Source organism: Wolbachia endosymbiont of Anopheles demeilloni, from assembly GCF_018491735.2.
Classification (GTDB): Bacteria; Pseudomonadota; Alphaproteobacteria; order Rickettsiales; family Anaplasmataceae; genus Wolbachia.
The window spans coordinates 278,491-294,728 of record NZ_CP084694.1 but is presented as its reverse complement, the minus strand read 5'-3'; the positions used below and the strand labels follow the sequence as shown (position 1 = coordinate 294,728).

At 34.4% G+C, this 16,238-nt stretch carries 12 protein-coding genes, 1 tRNA gene and 8 pseudogenes; 14 read left to right on the top strand and 7 right to left on the bottom strand.

The features are described from left to right. Nucleotides 1-5 precede the first annotated feature (5 nt). Nucleotides 6-497, bottom strand: coding sequence for an RNA polymerase sigma factor (locus JSQ73_RS01555; protein WP_214249412.1), 492 nt, complete (start codon nt 495-497; stop codon nt 6-8). Between the two features lie 880 nt (nt 498-1,377). Here JSQ73_RS01555 and JSQ73_RS01550 point away from each other — a divergent pair. The 12 genes and pseudogenes from JSQ73_RS01550 to JSQ73_RS01500 all read left to right on the top strand — a co-directional run bounded on the left by JSQ73_RS01550 (nt 1,378) and on the right by JSQ73_RS01500 (nt 10,225). Then, nucleotides 1,378-1,848, top strand: a pseudogene (locus JSQ73_RS01550) (Holliday junction resolvase). A 132-nt stretch (nt 1,849-1,980) separates the two neighbouring features. Continuing rightward, entirely contained in the window at nt 1,981-2,451 is a 471-nt protein-coding gene (locus JSQ73_RS01545) for a hypothetical protein (protein WP_234301833.1), read from the top strand. Nucleotides 2,452-2,470: 19 nt separating this feature from the next. Then, nucleotides 2,471-3,964: pseudogene (locus JSQ73_RS01540) on the top strand (ankyrin repeat domain-containing protein). Nucleotides 3,965-4,111: 147 nt separating this feature from the next. Next, a complete protein-coding gene (locus tag JSQ73_RS06615) occupies nt 4,112-4,603 on the top strand; it encodes a phage terminase large subunit family protein (RefSeq protein ID WP_369409679.1) in 492 nt (163 codons plus the stop codon). After that, nucleotides 4,566-4,814 (top strand): annotated as a pseudogene (locus JSQ73_RS06815) (phage terminase large subunit family protein). Before JSQ73_RS06615 ends, JSQ73_RS06815 begins: the two are co-directional and overlap by 38 nt. After that, nucleotides 4,786-6,300, top strand: coding sequence for a phage portal protein (locus JSQ73_RS06710; RefSeq protein ID WP_214249409.1), 1,515 nt, complete (start codon nt 4,786-4,788; stop codon nt 6,298-6,300). Before JSQ73_RS06815 ends, JSQ73_RS06710 begins: the two are co-directional and overlap by 29 nt. Beyond that, a pseudogene (locus tag JSQ73_RS01525) lies at nt 6,300-7,339 on the top strand (S49 family peptidase). The gene JSQ73_RS06710 and the pseudogene JSQ73_RS01525 overlap by 1 nt, the downstream one beginning before the upstream one ends. 76 nt (nt 7,340-7,415) lie before the next feature. Continuing rightward, nucleotides 7,416-7,787 carry a head decoration protein gene (locus JSQ73_RS01520; protein WP_214249408.1) on the top strand — a complete coding sequence of 124 codons (372 nt, stop codon included), beginning with the start codon at nt 7,416-7,418 and terminating at the stop codon, nt 7,785-7,787. Nucleotides 7,788-7,824: 37 nt separating this feature from the next. Then, nucleotides 7,825-8,829 (top strand): annotated as a pseudogene (locus JSQ73_RS01515) (major capsid protein). 86 nt (nt 8,830-8,915) lie between these two features. Next, on the top strand, nt 8,916-9,236 hold the full coding sequence (locus JSQ73_RS01510; protein ID WP_214249407.1) for a head-tail joining protein: 321 nt from the start codon (nt 8,916-8,918) through the stop codon (nt 9,234-9,236). Next, a pseudogene (locus JSQ73_RS01505) lies at nt 9,229-9,717 on the top strand (phage tail protein). The gene JSQ73_RS01510 and the pseudogene JSQ73_RS01505 overlap by 8 nt, the downstream one beginning before the upstream one ends. Beyond that, a pseudogene (locus tag JSQ73_RS01500) lies at nt 9,698-10,225 on the top strand (hypothetical protein). Before JSQ73_RS01505 ends, JSQ73_RS01500 begins: the two co-directional pseudogenes overlap by 20 nt. A 41-nt stretch (nt 10,226-10,266) precedes the next feature. On the opposite strand, the gene JSQ73_RS01495 reads toward JSQ73_RS01500, so the two are convergent. Continuing rightward, nucleotides 10,267-10,527, bottom strand: coding sequence for a helix-turn-helix domain-containing protein (locus JSQ73_RS01495; protein ID WP_234301832.1), 261 nt, complete (start codon nt 10,525-10,527; stop codon nt 10,267-10,269). 164 nt (nt 10,528-10,691) lie between these two features. On the opposite strand from JSQ73_RS01495, the gene JSQ73_RS01490 reads away from it, so the two are divergent. Further along, complete coding sequence (locus JSQ73_RS01490; RefSeq protein ID WP_214249722.1) at nt 10,692-11,150, top strand: hypothetical protein; 459 nt, start codon at nt 10,692-10,694, stop codon at nt 11,148-11,150. Between the two features lie 593 nt (nt 11,151-11,743). Here JSQ73_RS01490 and JSQ73_RS01485 read toward each other — a convergent pair. The 5 genes and pseudogenes from JSQ73_RS01485 to JSQ73_RS06905 form a co-directional block, all read right to left on the bottom strand. Beyond that, the gene (locus tag JSQ73_RS01485; protein ID WP_214249721.1) at nt 11,744-12,295 is read right to left on the bottom strand and encodes a 5-formyltetrahydrofolate cyclo-ligase; all 552 of its coding nucleotides are present in this window, start codon (nt 12,293-12,295) and stop codon (nt 11,744-11,746) included. Further along, nucleotides 12,279-12,908 carry a ferredoxin reductase domain-containing protein gene (locus tag JSQ73_RS01480; protein WP_214249720.1) on the bottom strand — a complete coding sequence of 210 codons (630 nt, stop codon included), beginning with the start codon at nt 12,906-12,908 and terminating at the stop codon, nt 12,279-12,281. Before JSQ73_RS01480 ends, JSQ73_RS01485 begins: the two co-directional genes overlap by 17 nt. A gap of 33 nt (nt 12,909-12,941) precedes the next feature. After that, nucleotides 12,942-14,069 (bottom strand): SurA N-terminal domain-containing protein, encoded by a 1,128-nt coding sequence (locus tag JSQ73_RS01475; protein ID WP_214249719.1) that lies wholly within the window; start codon nt 14,067-14,069, stop codon nt 12,942-12,944. Between the two features lie 118 nt (nt 14,070-14,187). Beyond that, a tRNA-Ser gene (locus JSQ73_RS01470) sits at nt 14,188-14,278 on the bottom strand. Nucleotides 14,279-14,544: 266 nt separating this feature from the next. After that, nucleotides 14,545-15,487 (bottom strand): annotated as a pseudogene (locus JSQ73_RS06905) (IS5 family transposase). Between the two features lie 205 nt (nt 15,488-15,692). On the opposite strand from JSQ73_RS06905, the gene JSQ73_RS01455 reads away from it, so the two are divergent. Continuing rightward, nucleotides 15,693-15,893: a hypothetical protein gene (locus tag JSQ73_RS01455; RefSeq protein ID WP_234301829.1), complete on the top strand. Its 201-nt coding sequence runs from the start codon at nt 15,693-15,695 to the stop codon at nt 15,891-15,893. The last annotated feature ends 345 nt before the right edge of the window (nt 15,894-16,238 follow it).

Sequence of the window (16,238 nt, the reverse complement as noted above, 5' to 3'; positions counted from 1 at the left end):
TTTGTTCAATTTTTCTTTTTGCCTTCGTAGTAAATAGAAGAAAGTTTGGCACGTATCTTCTTGATAATATTGTTTAAAGTGGTTCTTGAAACGTTGTTCATTTTGGCAACTTCATGTAAGTTAAAAAATTTAAGTTGCTCACATATATTTTGCCATTCCTTTTGTAAAACCGAGATCATATAGTCTACATCAATGCGTTTTGTTATTTCACCCTCAAATAGCTCTGTTACATCAATACTAATGTAATTGTTGATATCACGTTTTGCACATCGCTGTTTCTTTAGCAAGTTAATAGCTTTATTTTCAGTTAATCTTGCTACAAAGGTATTAAAGCTACTTTTGTCTTCATCATACTGGTCAAGATATGGCCAAATTTCACAGAAGAGTTCTTGCTCAAGATCTTCGTGAGCTTCATTAATAAAGCACTTAGCAAGTTTCAGTCTATAAGCTTGATATTTTACATTTTTAATAACTATATGGTAGTTTTGTAATTTCATAACTTTCCTTAAAAACAAATTGATGCTTTTAAGGATGAGAGTTATTAATGCTATTATGTAGGACAGGAGCAAAAATAAATAATACTGATGCGATTTTTAATCTATTGATATTCTTTTATTTTATTGGAGAATAATACTGATGCAATTTAAAATAATACAGTTTAGGTTTTTGGAATCTATTTTAAATGGATTTCAATATTTTTAAGAATGGGTAGCTCAAGCTTCCTAAAGTTATATTAAAAATATATAAGAATTTCATATTTTGAAATTCAATATCACCTAAAGAGCTAAAAATGTGGATTTCGCTATTAAAAGAATAGCTTAGATTTTTAAGAGGAAAATAGTTGAAAAGTATGCTCTCTATAATCTTAAGTTCCGTTCCTAATTACTTGCTTCCTAAATCAGGAATTAGGAATCTAGAATTAGCCTGTATGGCAGGTTTTCACCATGCGTTCCTAAAACCTTTCTTAGGAACGGCATATCTGAAGTTGGAGGATTCTAGCTTCCTGAAACCCTTATATATAATATATATATAATACATATATAAAAATATACACATATATAAAAACATATAAAATATAAGAGTAGAATAATAAAAACCTCTAAAAGTAGAGAAACCCGTTTGAAAGGTCTTCAAATTCAAGAATTATAAAAAAAATTCCTAAAAATTTGAAGATTTTTTGGACGAAAATTTTTCATATCTTGTATATATATGTACCCAACAATTGAAAGGAAATGCTCACACTGGATTTTGGTAAACAAACTGGCTGTAAAAGAGTTTTTATGTTAGTTTCTAGTTGTTAAATTTCGAAAATTAAAGATCTTTTGGACGTAATTTTTTCAAATCTTGTATATATATGTACTCGGCAATTGAAAGGAAATGCTCACCCTAGATCTTGGCAAACAAACCGGCTGGACTATTTTAAATGATGGAATAGTGCAAAGTGGAAGTAAGAGTTTTCATGTTAGCAGGTTTAGTGGTGGTGGAATGTAGTTTTTAAATTTTCGTAATTGGCTTAATTCACTTAAGTATAAATTTCCAGGCATTGAAGTTGTATTCTTTGAAGAAGTGAGAAGACACTTGGGAACTGATGCTGCACATATCTATGGAGGGTTTTTAGCACACCTTTCTGCTTGGTGCGAAGAAAGTAATATTCCCTATCAAGGTGTTTCGGTTAAGACTATTAAACGTTTTATAACTGGCAAGGGCAATGCAAGTAAAGCTGATGTAATTGAAGCAGTGCAGGAAAAGGGTTTTTGTCCAACAGATGATAATGAAGCAGATTCTTTAGCATTAATGTTCTATGTTATGAATTTTAGTAAAGATTTTAATACATTGGAAATATCATAAAAAGTGGGTCCTTTTGGCCAGAATGGCGGATTTGGTGGTCCTGACCTCTGGCCTTCTTTAGCGTTAGATATATTTCAAATGTTAAATACTTACGAAATTATAGCTGAGCAGTGCTAAAAAAGAGAAAAAAAGGTGAGAATCACGCAGACGGAATGGGCAAAAGAACTAGGAGTTTCAAAGCAATATGTCTGTTATTTAGTAAAAAAAGGAATAGTTGAGTTGGAGGATGGTTTGATCGACCGAGAGCAAGCAAATGAAGCGTTAGCAGCAATAAGAGATCCAAGTCAATCACTTAGGAGAAAAGAGCGCGGAGAAAAACTTTCAACGATATTGCTAAAAACGCGAATAAAAAATGAAACGGAGCGTGGTAAACTTTTGGAAGCTAAAGTGAAAGCTGAAATAGGCAAATTTGTGTCAATTGAAGAGGTAAAAACTGAAGCATTTAACGTAGCAAGAGTTGTTCGTAATAATTTGCTTAATATTCCGAATAGAGTTTCAGCACTACTTGCATCACTGAGTGACACTGAAAAGATTCATATCGCGCTAACTGAAGAGATTACAAACTCATTACAAGAATTATCTAATACTAAATTTCAAATATAAAAAAGATTTTGAATATAAAATGGCTGATAACTTAAGTTTGGAGTTAATAAAGTGTCTCATTAATCAACCTGGATTAGATGTTAATGTCAGAGGATTAAATGGAAAGACACCACTACATTGCGCTATAGAGTTTGACGAGTTAAGCATGGTGGATTTATTACTCACGAAGAAGAACATTAATCCTTTTGTTGAGGACAATGAAGGCAAAACCTCCTTAGATTATGCAAAAGAAGGGAAAAAAGCAGAAATATTACAAGCGCTAATTAATAACAAATACGGATCAGAACAAGATAACTTACTTCATCTAGCTGCAATGATAGGTGAAGTTAATGCAGTTAGATATTTGATAGGAAAAGGTGTTGACGTTAATGTACGAAATGCTCTGCATCATACGCCATTACATCTAGCAGCAGGCATAGGACATGCAGAAGTTGTAAAGATTTTGATAAGAGAAGGAAAAGCTGAAATAGATGTCTTTGATACACGAAATCAGACACCAATGCACTATGCAGTTAATAATAAAAAGTTGGAGATAGTAAAGTTACTGCTGAAGCTTGGAGCAGATGTAAATAGTGCACATATGGGACAAAACTCAATGAAATTGTCGCCTGTGCATATAGCTGTAAGTAATACTAATTATGATGAAAGGGATTTATGTCTTGATATCCTCAAATGCTTAATAAAGGAGCCTAATGCTCAAGTAAATTTGCAAGACTATGAAAATAAAACACCACTACATTACGCTGAAAGACTTAAAACAATAGAAATTTTACTAACGCGAGAAGATATAGACCCTCTGGTAAAAGACGATAGCGGCAAGACACCATTTGATTACGCTAAACCTGAGATAAAGAAGGCTTTGATGAGTAATAAATACGGTTCTGAAAAGAATAGTCTACTCCATTTAGCTGCACAAAGAGGAGAAATTGAGATTGTAGATGCAATTTTAAAAGAAGAAATCAATATTGATATTGTAAATAATAAAGGTCTATCACCGATTTATCTTGCTGCGAAAAAAGGACATTTACATGTAGTAAAATTATTACTGAAAAAAGGAGCAAGCTATACACCTGTTTTGCACTTAGCAATCAAGTCAAATAATTTAGAATTACTTAAAGTTTTATTTAATGAAAAAAATGGAGCGTTACTCTGCATAGATACCGTTGTTAATTTTCCAACCCTTCATAATAAATATATAGCATAGAGAGAAATAGCAGATAAAAGGATGAAAAAACATAATAATATTATCTGCATCTGTATTACAGTTAGTGCAGTAGCAATAGCGGTATGTATAGGGTTAACAGCAACAACAATAAGCAGTGCAATCATTTTTGCAACAACAACAGGGATATTTGCGCTTATTATAGCACTAATGATAAGTGAGATGAGCAAAAGATATATAGAAAACGAATTTCAGAAAAAGATGTTTATGGAATTGGAGGAGTGTGGAGGAATAAACTCTACTGTTAACAATATTGAGATAGAACCAATTATGAGTAGATGCAGACAATGATATACGCTAGATTTTTCTGAAGGTTTAAGACCAGATCCCCAGCTTAAAATATCAGAGTGGGCGAATGAGTATCGAGTTTTAGCAGCAACTGCAGCATCAGAGCCAAGTAAATGGAGAACAGAAAGAACTCCTAATTTAAAAGAAATAATGGATTCACTATCTCCATCTTCATCAGCGGAGAAAGTAGTATTCATGAAAGGAGCGCAGATTTGTGGAACAGAAGCTGGTAACAATTGGATAGGCTATATCATCGATCAAACACCAGGTCCAATGCTAGTAGTACAGCCAACAGTTGAAATGGGAAAGCGTTGGTCAAAAGGAAGATTTGCGCCACTGATTGAAAGTACACCATGTTTAAAAAGTAAAGTAAAAGACCCAAGATCAAGAGATTCAGGAAATACTGTACAAAGTAAGGAATTTCCAGGTGGAATAGTAGTAATAACCGGAGCAAATAGCAGTGTAGCACTGAGATCTATGCCAGTAAAGTATCTCTTTCTTGATGAGATTGATGCGTATCCAGGAGATTCAGGAGGAGAAGGAGATCCAGTACTGCTTAGTATTGCTCGAACTAATACATTTGTACGGCGAAAGATTTTTTTTAGTGTCAACACCAACGATTCATGGAATAAGCAGAATTGAGAAAGAGTTTGAAGCAACAGATAAGAGATACTTTTTTGTACCATGTCCGCATTGTAATTACTATCAAGTATTAAAATGGCCACAAATTAAATAGGAAAACAACGACTCAAGAACAGCACATTATGTCTGCACTGAATGTAGCGGCAAAATAGAAAATCGTCAAAAGACAGAGATGCTTGAGCGTGGAGAATGGAGACTTACTAAAAAGTGAGAAAAAAGGATTTCATCTTTCAAGTCTTTATAGCCCAGTAGGATGGTATAGCTGGACTCAAGCAGTAGAAGATTTTCTCCATGCAAAAGAAAGTGAACAATTACTGAAAGTTTGGATAAATACTACGCTTGGAGAAACCTGGGTAGATAAAGGAGAAGTACCAGACTGGAAGCAATTATTTAACAGAAGAGAATTTTTTCAGATTGGCACAGTACCAAGGGGCGAAGTAGTTCTCACAGCAGGAGTTGATGTTCAAAAAGACCGGTTAGAAGTAGAAGTTGTAGCATGGGGAAGAAGCCGTGAAAGTTGGTCAATAGACTACCAAGTATTTGAAGGAGATACAGGAGGTGGGGAAGTATGGGGAAAATTCTCTGAGCTCTTAAATCATCATTTTATCGGTGAAAATGGTCTTGAATACATGATAAGCATGATGGCAGTGGATGCAGGATATGCAACACAAGAAGTATACAATTGGGTAAGGGGTCATCAAGGATCTGGAAGAGTAATGGCAGTGAAAGGTGTAAATAAAGCCCTAGTGCCACTGAGCAGCCCAAGTAAAGTAGATATAACAGTTGGCGGGCAAAAGCTGAAAAGAGGAATAAAGCTCTGGCCAGTAGAAGTATCAATATTAAAGTCAGAGCTTTTTCAATTACTTAATATTTTAAAAGAAGAAGAGAAAGTGCCAGCAAATGATGTTTTACATATTTACAGACCACTAAGACCTGGGCAAGTTATAGGGGAGCCATGGCTTTCGAGTATACTTCTGAAACTTTATGAGCTTGATCAATATGATGATGCAGAGCTGGTGAGAAAGAAAACTGCAGCAATGTTTGCAGGGTTTATTACGAGACTCGATCCTGAAGCAAATATTTTAGGAGAAGGCGAAGCAAATGAGCAAGGAGTAGCACTATCTGGCCTAGAACCTGGAACAATGCAACTTTTAGATCCAGGAGAAGACATAAAATTTTCAGAGCCGTCTGATGTTGGGGGAAGTTATGAAGCATTCATGAGACAGCAGCTGAGGGCAATAGCAATAGGCACAGGGATAACGTATGAGCAGCTAACAGGAGATTTAACAGGAGTTAATTATTTATCCATTCGAGCAGGGCTGATAGAGTTTCGTCGTAGATGTGCTATGCTGCAACACAACATTATAGTATTTCAATTTTGCAGACCAGTATGGAGTAGATGGCTAGAATTAGCAGTGCTTTGTGGAGAACTGAGTATAGATGAAAAAGTAGTAAAAGCAGCGAAAGAAGAAGTAAAATGGATACCACAGGGATTTGATTGGGTGGATCCGCTAAAAGATCAGCAAGCACAGCAAATGGCGGTAAGAAATGGCTTCAAGAGCCTCTCAGAAGTAGTATCAGAAATGGGTTACGATGTAGAAGAAATTGATCAAGAAATAGCAGAAGATCAAAAGCGTGCTAATTCTTTTGGACTTTGTTTCGATTCTGACATTAACCATAAAAGGGAAGGAAGGTGATGTGGATAAATAAGCCAATAATGGTAGAGAGAAGAAGCTTTGAACTACTATCATTATATAACAGCAAACAACCTATCTTTAAGAACTTAAAGCATTTTCATATAAACCCAAAAGGAATAGCAATAATACGTATTTATGGAGTTTTGACAAAAAAACAGAAGCTTTTGATCATATTTTAGATATGACTTCGTATGAAAATATTCATGAAGAGATAGAGAGCGCTTTAGAAGATAAAAGCATAGAGACGATTCTACTTGACATAGACAGTCCAAGAGGGGAAGTAAACGGTGTTTTTGACCTAGCTGATTTTATTTATGAATCAAGAACAAAAAAGAGAATTATTGCAATAGCCAATGATGATGCATATTCTGCTGCGTACGCTATAGCCTCTAGCGCTGAAAAGGTATTTGTGAGCAGAACTTCAGGAGTAGGAAGTATTGGAGTAATAGCAAGTCACATAGATCAAAGTAGGTTTGATGAAAGGCAAGGTATTAAGTATACCACAATCTTTGCTGTTAGTCGAAAGAATGATTTAAACCCGCATGAGCCAATGACATCTGAAAGTTTAGAAAGCTTACAAAAAGAAGTAGGCTGACTATATAAAATGTTTTTGCAGCTAATAGCAAGGAACAGAGGTCTTTCAATTGAAAAGATTCGATCAACAGAAGCAGGTCTATATTTTGGAGAGAAAGCAGTAGAAATAGGTGTTGCAGATGGAGTTACAACATTTTTTGAATTTATCAATAATCATAAAAGTAGGAGTGTTAGTATGACAACTAATGAGTTAACTGAGGAAGGCTACGAGAACTGTCGTAGAGAAATTTTAGAGATAATAAGATTATGTAATATATCAAAAATGCCAGAAAAGATAGGAGAATTTATTGAGCAAAGCGTAAGTGTTGAGCAAGCACGGGAAGTTTTAATGAAACTGCTAGCAGAGCAAACAAAGAAGACAGAAATAATGAGTGCAATACCACAGAATTCAGGAGAAGAATTGATGATGCAGGTAGCTAAAGCTAGAGCACAATCAAGTATTTAAGTTTTTTTATAACCGCCGCGTACAATAACTACAAACATGGCGGTAAAACTAAAGGAAAAAAAGGAGAAAAGAAAATATGACATGTATAACAGAACAAAATAATCTAGGTGACTTATTAAAGTATGAGGCATCAAATTTATATTCAAGAGACCAAATAACAGTAGCCAAGCGACAAAATCTTAAACTTGGTACAGTAGTGGCTCTCGATAAAGATAGCATGGTTAAGATAATAAATCCAACTATCACAGATGGTGCACAAACAGCAATAGGTGTAATAACAAGCGATGTAAATAGCAAAGATGGAGATACTAAAGCAATAATAATTACTCGTATTTCTCTTCTTGCTGATCATGCAGTGGTGTGGCCAGAAAATATCACTGAAGAACAGAAAGCTGAAGCAATAAAGCAACTTGAAGTACGAGGAATCATTGTCCGCAAGGGAGCTTAAAAAAACTATTAAAAATACAAAAGGGGGAAAATAAAAAATGCAAAATCCATTTACAAACACAGCATTTAGCATGACGGCACTAACAAATACGATGAATATATTGCCGATAAATTATGGACGTGTTGAAAATTTAAACTTGTTTCCAAATAGGTCAGTAAGATTTAGACATATTACAATAGAAGAACATAATGTAGTTTTAAGCCTATTGCCAACACAAGTACCAGGAGCATCAGCAACAGTAGGAAAAAGAGGAAAAAGAAAGGTAAGAACATTTACGATTCCACATATTCCAGATGATGATGTAGTGTTACCAGAAGAAGTACAGGGAATAAGGGCATTTGGATTAGAAAGTGAACTTAAAGCGCTGGCAGATGTAATAACTGATCATTTGCAATCAATGAGAAACAAACATGCAATAACATTAGAGCATTTGCGGATGGGAGCGCTCAAAGGAATAATTTTAGATGCTGACGGGTCATAATTATTAAATCTGTACAACGAATTTGAAATAACACCAAAAGTAGTAAATTTTGCCCTTGGAACAGCAACAACAGATGTCAAGCGTAAGTGTATGGAAGTATTGCGGCATATAGAAGATAATCTAAGTGGTGAATATATGACAGGAATTCATGCGCTCGTTAGTCCTGAGTTTTTCGATGCATTAACTTCTCATACAAAAGTAAGAGAAGCATATGAGAGATGGAAAGAAGGAGCAGCGCTAAGAAATGATATGAGATCAGGATTTACGTTCTGTGGAATCACATTTGAGGAATATAGAGGGCAAGCAACTGACCCTGAAGGAACCGTGAGAAGATTTATAGAAAGAGATACAGGGCACTGTTTTCCACTAGGAACAGCAAGCACATTTACAACATATTTTGCACCAGCAGACTTTAATGAGAGAGTAAACACTCTTGGACAGCCACTTTATGCAAAACAAGAGCCAAGGAGGTTTGATAGAGGGACCGATTTACATACGCAGTCAAATCCTCTGCCAATGTGCCACAGACCAGGAACATTAGTAAAAGTCGCTATAGCATAACAATACTGGTAGAGCAACTACAAAGCGGTAAGAACTCTACCGGTATGACCCTTCTTAGCATATTTATAAGGACTTAATGCATAAAAATGCAAGAAAATATTAAGCGATTATTGAAAGATTGTCTTATCCATTTAGGGGAGTTAGCTTTATATGAATCAAAGGATAAGTCATATATGGTACAAGTATTAAAGCAAGAGCCAGATAAATTATACGAGATTGGTGAAGGACAATTTGTGGGGAAGATGTTGATTTTGGAGGTAAATGTTTTTGATGTACTGAGGCCGATGGTGGGAGATATTTTTGTTATTGATGGTCGTAAATATAAAGTATATTCTCCACCGCTGCGAGATAATTCAGGAATAGTATGGAATATAAAATGTACAGTACTTGGAGAGAAGGATGTTTAACATTGAGGTTAATGAAAATATTGAGAGGATTATTCACAACATTGATGCTAACAAAGCCAAAATAGAATTGGCAGCGGTAAGAGCACTAAACAAAACGGCATTATGGTTAAAATCTCAGGCTATCCGAGAAATCAGTGAAGAAAAGCAAATTAGCCTGAAAGTAATTAGAAAAAGACTAAGAATTATCAAGGCAAGAAAAGGCGCTTTGGAGGCTTTAATTAGGTCATATCTGTATGATGTTAGAGTTAAACAAACAAAAATAAGAACATCATTTAATGATGCATTTATGGCAACGATGCCAAGAGGCTATCGTGGTATTTTTAAACGTGAAGGAAAAACAGCACTGCCAATATAGGAAGTTAAACTACCACTTGAACCTGAGGCTTCAAGGATAATAGAAAATCTTGTTAATTATGAAGTTGAAAGGATATTTGAAAAATATTTCACACATGAGTTATTTTATGACGGCATTTTGGACTAATTTACATGAAGCGATTTGTAATACGCTAGAGGCAGAGATACCAGCAATTCAAACTTGTGAGGTTTATCCAGCAATAAGGAAAGAGTTAGCAGCTCCAGGGGTATTTATAGAATTGTCAAGTCTAGAGCAAGGAAAAGATTCAGGGACGGAGGAACTAGCGCTGAGAGCAAAATTTGAGGCACGAATAGTGATCGATAGCACAATAAAAAATGCACCCATTATTATCAGATCATTGGCGGCAGAAGTAGCAAGAGTGGTAAATAAAAACACTTAGAAAGAGGAAAAAATTTCACCAGCTGAATTTTTATCTGCAGAACCAGATGCACTTAAACCAGAACTGGATGCTTACCTTGTGTGGCTAATTGAATGGGTGCATGAGGTACAACTTGGTAATTCAGTGTGGGCAGAGAGTAGTATTTTGCCGAGTACTGTTTACATTGGGTTTGCGCCTGATATTGAAGTTGCTAATAAGCATAAATATATAAAGGTTGGCAAAAATGATGCATAATTTTGGAGATGCCGATTTACCAAGAAAATTGGATAACTTGATTAGACTTGGCACAGTGGAAGAAGTGAACTATGGCTGTGCATATTAGTAAAAAAGTTAGCAACATCTATCGATAGTGCTTTTGCTAAATCATATAATCTACTGGCCAAAACACAATTTGAACCATTTTCGTACTTTTGTATCTGTCTATACGAAACACCTATTCTCTTTCCCAATTTTGTCCTCTTCCTGCAAGACTTCAGATCTGCTACAATAATCTCAAACTTTCCTCGACTTATATCACTTGGATATAAACTTCCCATATCCTACTTTATCCTCTCATTCTATCCCTTTTTTGAGATCATGTACAGTCTCTAAGAAAAGGTAAGGTGAGCGATTGGGCACTTGCTAAGTATCTTCTGCTTCATTATGCTATATATCAGCATAGAGGTAAGATAAAAAAGGTGCGGGTGAAGCAGGAAGAGCAGTGAAACATTTTGTGAAAAATGTGATCGATAAATTACCTACGATTCAAGCAAGAAAGAAGAATTTTGATAGATTACGTATTGAATTGCTTGCAGGTATTGCAGACGATAGTAAGTTAAAAGAAGTGCAAAGCATGGAAGACGCTAAGAATCAGAACAAGATAGTAGAAATGCTTCAAAATCAAGAGCAACTAGCAGCCATAGGACAGTTAATAGAGGAAAATAAGGCTGGTCTTTTGAGCAATCTCATGAGCAAGGGTAATAGTACTCATGAGGAAGATATGGAGAAACTTGTAGGTTTTATGAGTGAATTTCAACCTGCAATTATGGCCATTGGTAATAATGACATAGAGAGGGTGAGAGAAAAAGTTAATGACAAAGTTGAAGAAATGAAGCCAAGTCCTGAAGTGAAGAATCCAAATTCTGAACAAGTGAGTGAAGAAGGGAAAGGAGTAAATTGATACATTTGAAGAGCGTTTTGATGCAAAAATGTATCTGTCTATCTTATTTTGCCACCCTGCTAAGCGGACACAAAAAATTACTTCCGCATATTTTAAATCTGATTATAATAACAATTATAGATATTTTTAGAGCTCAAAAATCTATCTTTGTCTGCAGACCTTTTTTATTAAACTCATAAAAAAATGTAGCGTATCCTCCTCAGTGTATACTTAATTTCTGTCATGTGTGCGCTGCATTTTTTTCTAATCTTTTTTACAGGGGGATTTTATGTCCAGAATTCTAGATATTTGACCTTTACTTTAGCTAATAAAAACCAACTGGTACCTGCGGTTTTTATAGCTACGTTTCTCAAACAAGTTTCAAATGAATAAATTTCTTGCATAACTGGAATTCAAAAGTTGATGTCATTCTAGCGCGTGACGCTAGAATCCAGTCCTTTTGTGCAAAAAACGTTGTAAAGTGTTTACCAACTTAGTTGGATCCCAGTGTCACCTACTCTGATGACAGGAAAGGGAGTACAGGTTTCAATATTTGTATATTAGCCATGCATCTGAACAGATAAGCAATTACTATCAGAAAGAGGGAGACTATGCTACTCCTTTCTATCCGCCTTCTTGAGCAATTCACTTTCAAATCTAACACATATCTCAGTGATTATAATATCCAATTTTTGATCATGTTTTTCTACAGGTAAATTTTTACAATATTGCTTCTCATAGGCTACACCTATAAATATTTTTCCAAGTGGCCGTAATTTTTTTATCATTTCATCATACCAACCACCGCCAAAACCTAACCTATTAAAATGATCATCAAAAGCAATAACAGGAGTAATGATTGTGTCGGGAATTATATCTTCGTCTGCTTTATTCCATTCCTCAAATTTTAATAACTTATTTTTATTAGGAATTGCTACTTTATATCCTAAATCGAGTAAATGATGCATCAAAGGCACAACATTAATTTCTCCGTCTGTTGGAATGTACGCTGCTATTGTTTTACCTTTAACGCAACTTAAGTTTTTGTTAAAGAGATTAATAAGAGAATTTGCTGCATAACTAGAATAACTTTCATCAACATCTTTTCTTATGGTTCTATATTGCTTCCTTAGTTCCTCTTTGTGCTGTTTAGTGTCTTTGAACATGTTCTATCCATTTTGCAGTGAGCTTTTCTTGTAAACTATTTTGCTTCAAGCGCTCACTTAAAAAATCAAAGTCAACAAGCTCCATATCCTGGTCTTGATTACTGCAACTATAAACAAAACTTATTTCTCCTGTTTCCTTATTTATGTGTTGCTGAATACATTGAGCGCAGATTTCTTTCATCATGCACTGCATAGGAGAGTTAACTGATGATATTGCTATGTGTTTTGGTTTTAGATATGGCTTTAAAATTGTTTTTCTAGCTTCATTTACAGCTTTCATCATTTTATCAGAACCAATAGTGATGATTTTATCTATAGTGTTTAAACTAATAGTAATTTTACCTAACTTTCCTTGCTGATATGAGATTATTGCATCAACTATATTACCATGAAAGGATTTATCCTGTTCTCTGCTTGTTTCTATCAATCCTTCTTCACATGCCCAAATTACTGCACTTGATGCACGTTCTATCAGTGTTCGTTTAAATACATCACTTAATTTTTTATAGCCAGCGAAATATAAAACCTTATGATTGTTTTCAAGACATGCCTTCCCTATCGAAAATAACACTGCATTTCCAACTCCACCGCCAATGAGCATTATATTCTTCATAAACTTTTTATGGAGTAGAAAACCTCTCTAACTTCAATTAAACTGATAACTAACAGCTGCATTTTTACGCATATTATCCAATAACAGGTTGCTTTGTATCATAATCTTTTGTTGATACATTTCCTGTTTGATTGCTTCTATATCCATTGCATTATTTTTGATATCACATAACATCATCAACTTTGCAGTGCTATTTTCTCTTAATTCTACTATTTCATTCATATTTGTTTTACTAAATAAAATCTGTAAATCAGGATTTAAATTTCGCATTTTTATTTTAAACTCTTTTACGCTTGGCAGCTTGAAATCATCTGCTAACTTGTCAAAATTTAAACAACTGACCTTTTGCTCCTTAAAATTAGAGAGTAAATTTTCTGAATCTTTAACCACAACTTGTTTTACTTTTAAAATACTTTCCAGCAGTGTATGATCGAGCTGTACCTTATCTATGACTTTTATAACAGAGTAACCTTCGCTTAAACTAATCGGACCTGCTACGTCATTGATTTCTAATCTTTCCAAAACGTCCTTGAGGTTACCTTTTAGCTGACTTAAATTAACGGTTGCTTTGCGCATCTTTATCGAAGATTCTGGATTATTACTGGTAAGTAATTGTTTTATTAAATCTTCAGCCATCTTCTGATCAGGAATTACAAACTCCTGAAATATAATAAGGTAGTCAGGTTTCTCTTTTTGTTTTCTTACATCGTCCACTTCTTTATCGCTGATATTGACAAGTGGCACAATTCCTACTTCAATAATCTTGTTCCACAGTAGCTGACACTTTACTTGTTTTTTTAGGGTATTGAGATCTATATTATACTTTTTTACGTATTGATCAACTTCATCAGCCTCAAGTTTTAAACTTTGAGTTAAGAATAACGTGACAGCATTATTTAATTCCTCGTTACTCAATTCTATATTCATCTTCTGTGCTTCGCTGACAATGATAATTTCGTCTATTAACTGTCTTAGAATTTGAGATTTTACCTCTTTTTGATTAATCTTCTGAGTGCCAAGCAATGAATTTATGAAGTTGATACGTCTTTCGATATCTAAATTTGAAATTGGCTCACCATTTACATCTGCAACAATTTCAATCTCAGTTGCAAGTAACCTAAGCGGGAACATTATTAATATCAAAATTAGTATTTTATGCATATAAAATTATTTAGCTAATAACTAATTCTATAATAAATACTGAATAAACGCTAGCTAACTTTTTAATAATTAAAAAAGAGGGTGAAATTACTGTAATGAATACCTAAACAATAATATACGGAAGGAGAGGGATTCGAACCCTCGATACGACTTTTCAATCGTATAACGGTTTAGCAAACCGCCGCCTTCAGCCGCTCGGCCACCCTTCCAAATTTAGAACTTAAGATTATATAATATCAAGACCTTTACTGCCTGTCTAATGCTTTTAATTGCAATATTTGTATCTGTTCAGATGCATGGCTAATGTACAAATACTGAAACAAAAATTCCAGTGCTCCCTTCCTTGTCATCAGAGTAGCTGACACTGGGATCCAACTAAGTTGGTAAACACTTTACAACGTTTTTTGTGCGAAAGGACTGGATCCCAGTGGGCTTTGTTGCATAGCACCTTAAGCAGTGATGGTTTACGACAAATTTATGTAATGATTTCAAATTTAGCCATACCAATACCAGTGAATTTGTTGAGCAAATAGCACTTAATTAGTAATTCTTTTTCACGGTTTACTTCAGATTTATTCCTAAAACTAAATCCAAATACTTGCTTCAACCTTGAGAAAAATCCTTCTATTTAAGATCTTTTTCCATAAATTACTTCCTTTTTCCACTCTTTTACACCATCTTGTCCATATAATTTTATTAACCTAATAGCAGCATTTCTGTCAGACATATAATCTATTTTTGAATGTTCTGCTGCATCCTTTTTTGGTAGAACTTTTGTCTTTATATCGTATTTCTTACACAATTTATAAAGTTTTTGCCTATCGTATGCCCCATTTGCATATAATGCTTTTATTTTGTGCTGAAAATTAACTTCTTCAAGCAAGCTCCATAGTGGTCAGAGTAGACGCCATTACTGTATCTTGCAGCTATAGCTTTTTTACTATTCACACTTAACATAACATGTAACTTTCTTACTTGCTCGTAGCTTCGGTACTTTCTATCTGCACTGTTTTCCTTACTGTGGCCAGGAGTGTTACTGTAAATGCTGATACTTGTACTATCTATGATAATTTCAATATTTTCCATGTTGCTTTTATCAATCCTGCAATCATTTATCTTAATATTAAGTTTTTTTTTGATGCTTGTGAATAGTTGATAACTGCCAAATTTTTTCCTATTTGTTGCAGATATCCTTTTACAAACCCTACCGTTTGTCTTAAGCCAATTCTAAAAAGATTAACGATTATATGCACCAAAATCACAACTTTATCACTATAAATATAGTTGCCGCCCTGCATTTTTGGACTATTTTCATACCAATTTTCGATAGCTTCATCGAAGTAACGAAAAATATTCCCCCTTTTTTCAAGGAATTTGTTATATTCGTTTTGGTTACTGACTTTCATTTTCTGTGGCATATTTTTTCTTCAACAGTTAAATGGCTATTTTATAATGAATTTTGTCAGTATCCACCAGATTTTTTCAGTTGCTATGCAACAAAGCCATTCCAGTGTCAAGCACTGATCTTCAATCTCCGTACATCTCTGCGTCACGCACTGAAATGACACCCTGAAGCTTTAGCTATAAATATTAAGCAAGCAAAAAAAAGGCAAAAGAAGCATCATGGAGATAGTTGCTCCACTCTTTTTACTTGATGCTGCTCAAGCAGTTTACTTGGATGTAGTAAAATACTTAGTAGAAATAGCAAACGCAGGTGTTAATTATGTAGTTAGTACTCTTAGTCTACCTCATTTTGACTATGAAAAAACTGCTCTTGGAAAAAATGCTCTAATGTTTGCTGCTAAAAGTAGTCATTTTGTATAATTTTATCCAACTCAGACGTAGTTTAACCCTAGAATCCATTATTAACTAATTTATCCTTTGCAATTAGGATAAGGTCTATAAACTACTGCAAATCCAAATTTCTATTTGATCTTACATTCTTATTGTAATAACCTCTATGGATCACACAGCATTAGTCGTGTATCTGAACAGATACTTTTGTACATGGATCAGCTTTATGTGTATCAATTCTGTCTACTTCAAGTTTCAAGCAAAACTACTTTCTAATGTATTGCTTTCAATCAAGTTCTTTGTTAAGCTCACTGTTAGTGGATGTTCAATTATCTTAACATAAAAATCAAGGCAGCTTTAGGTATAAATACGAGT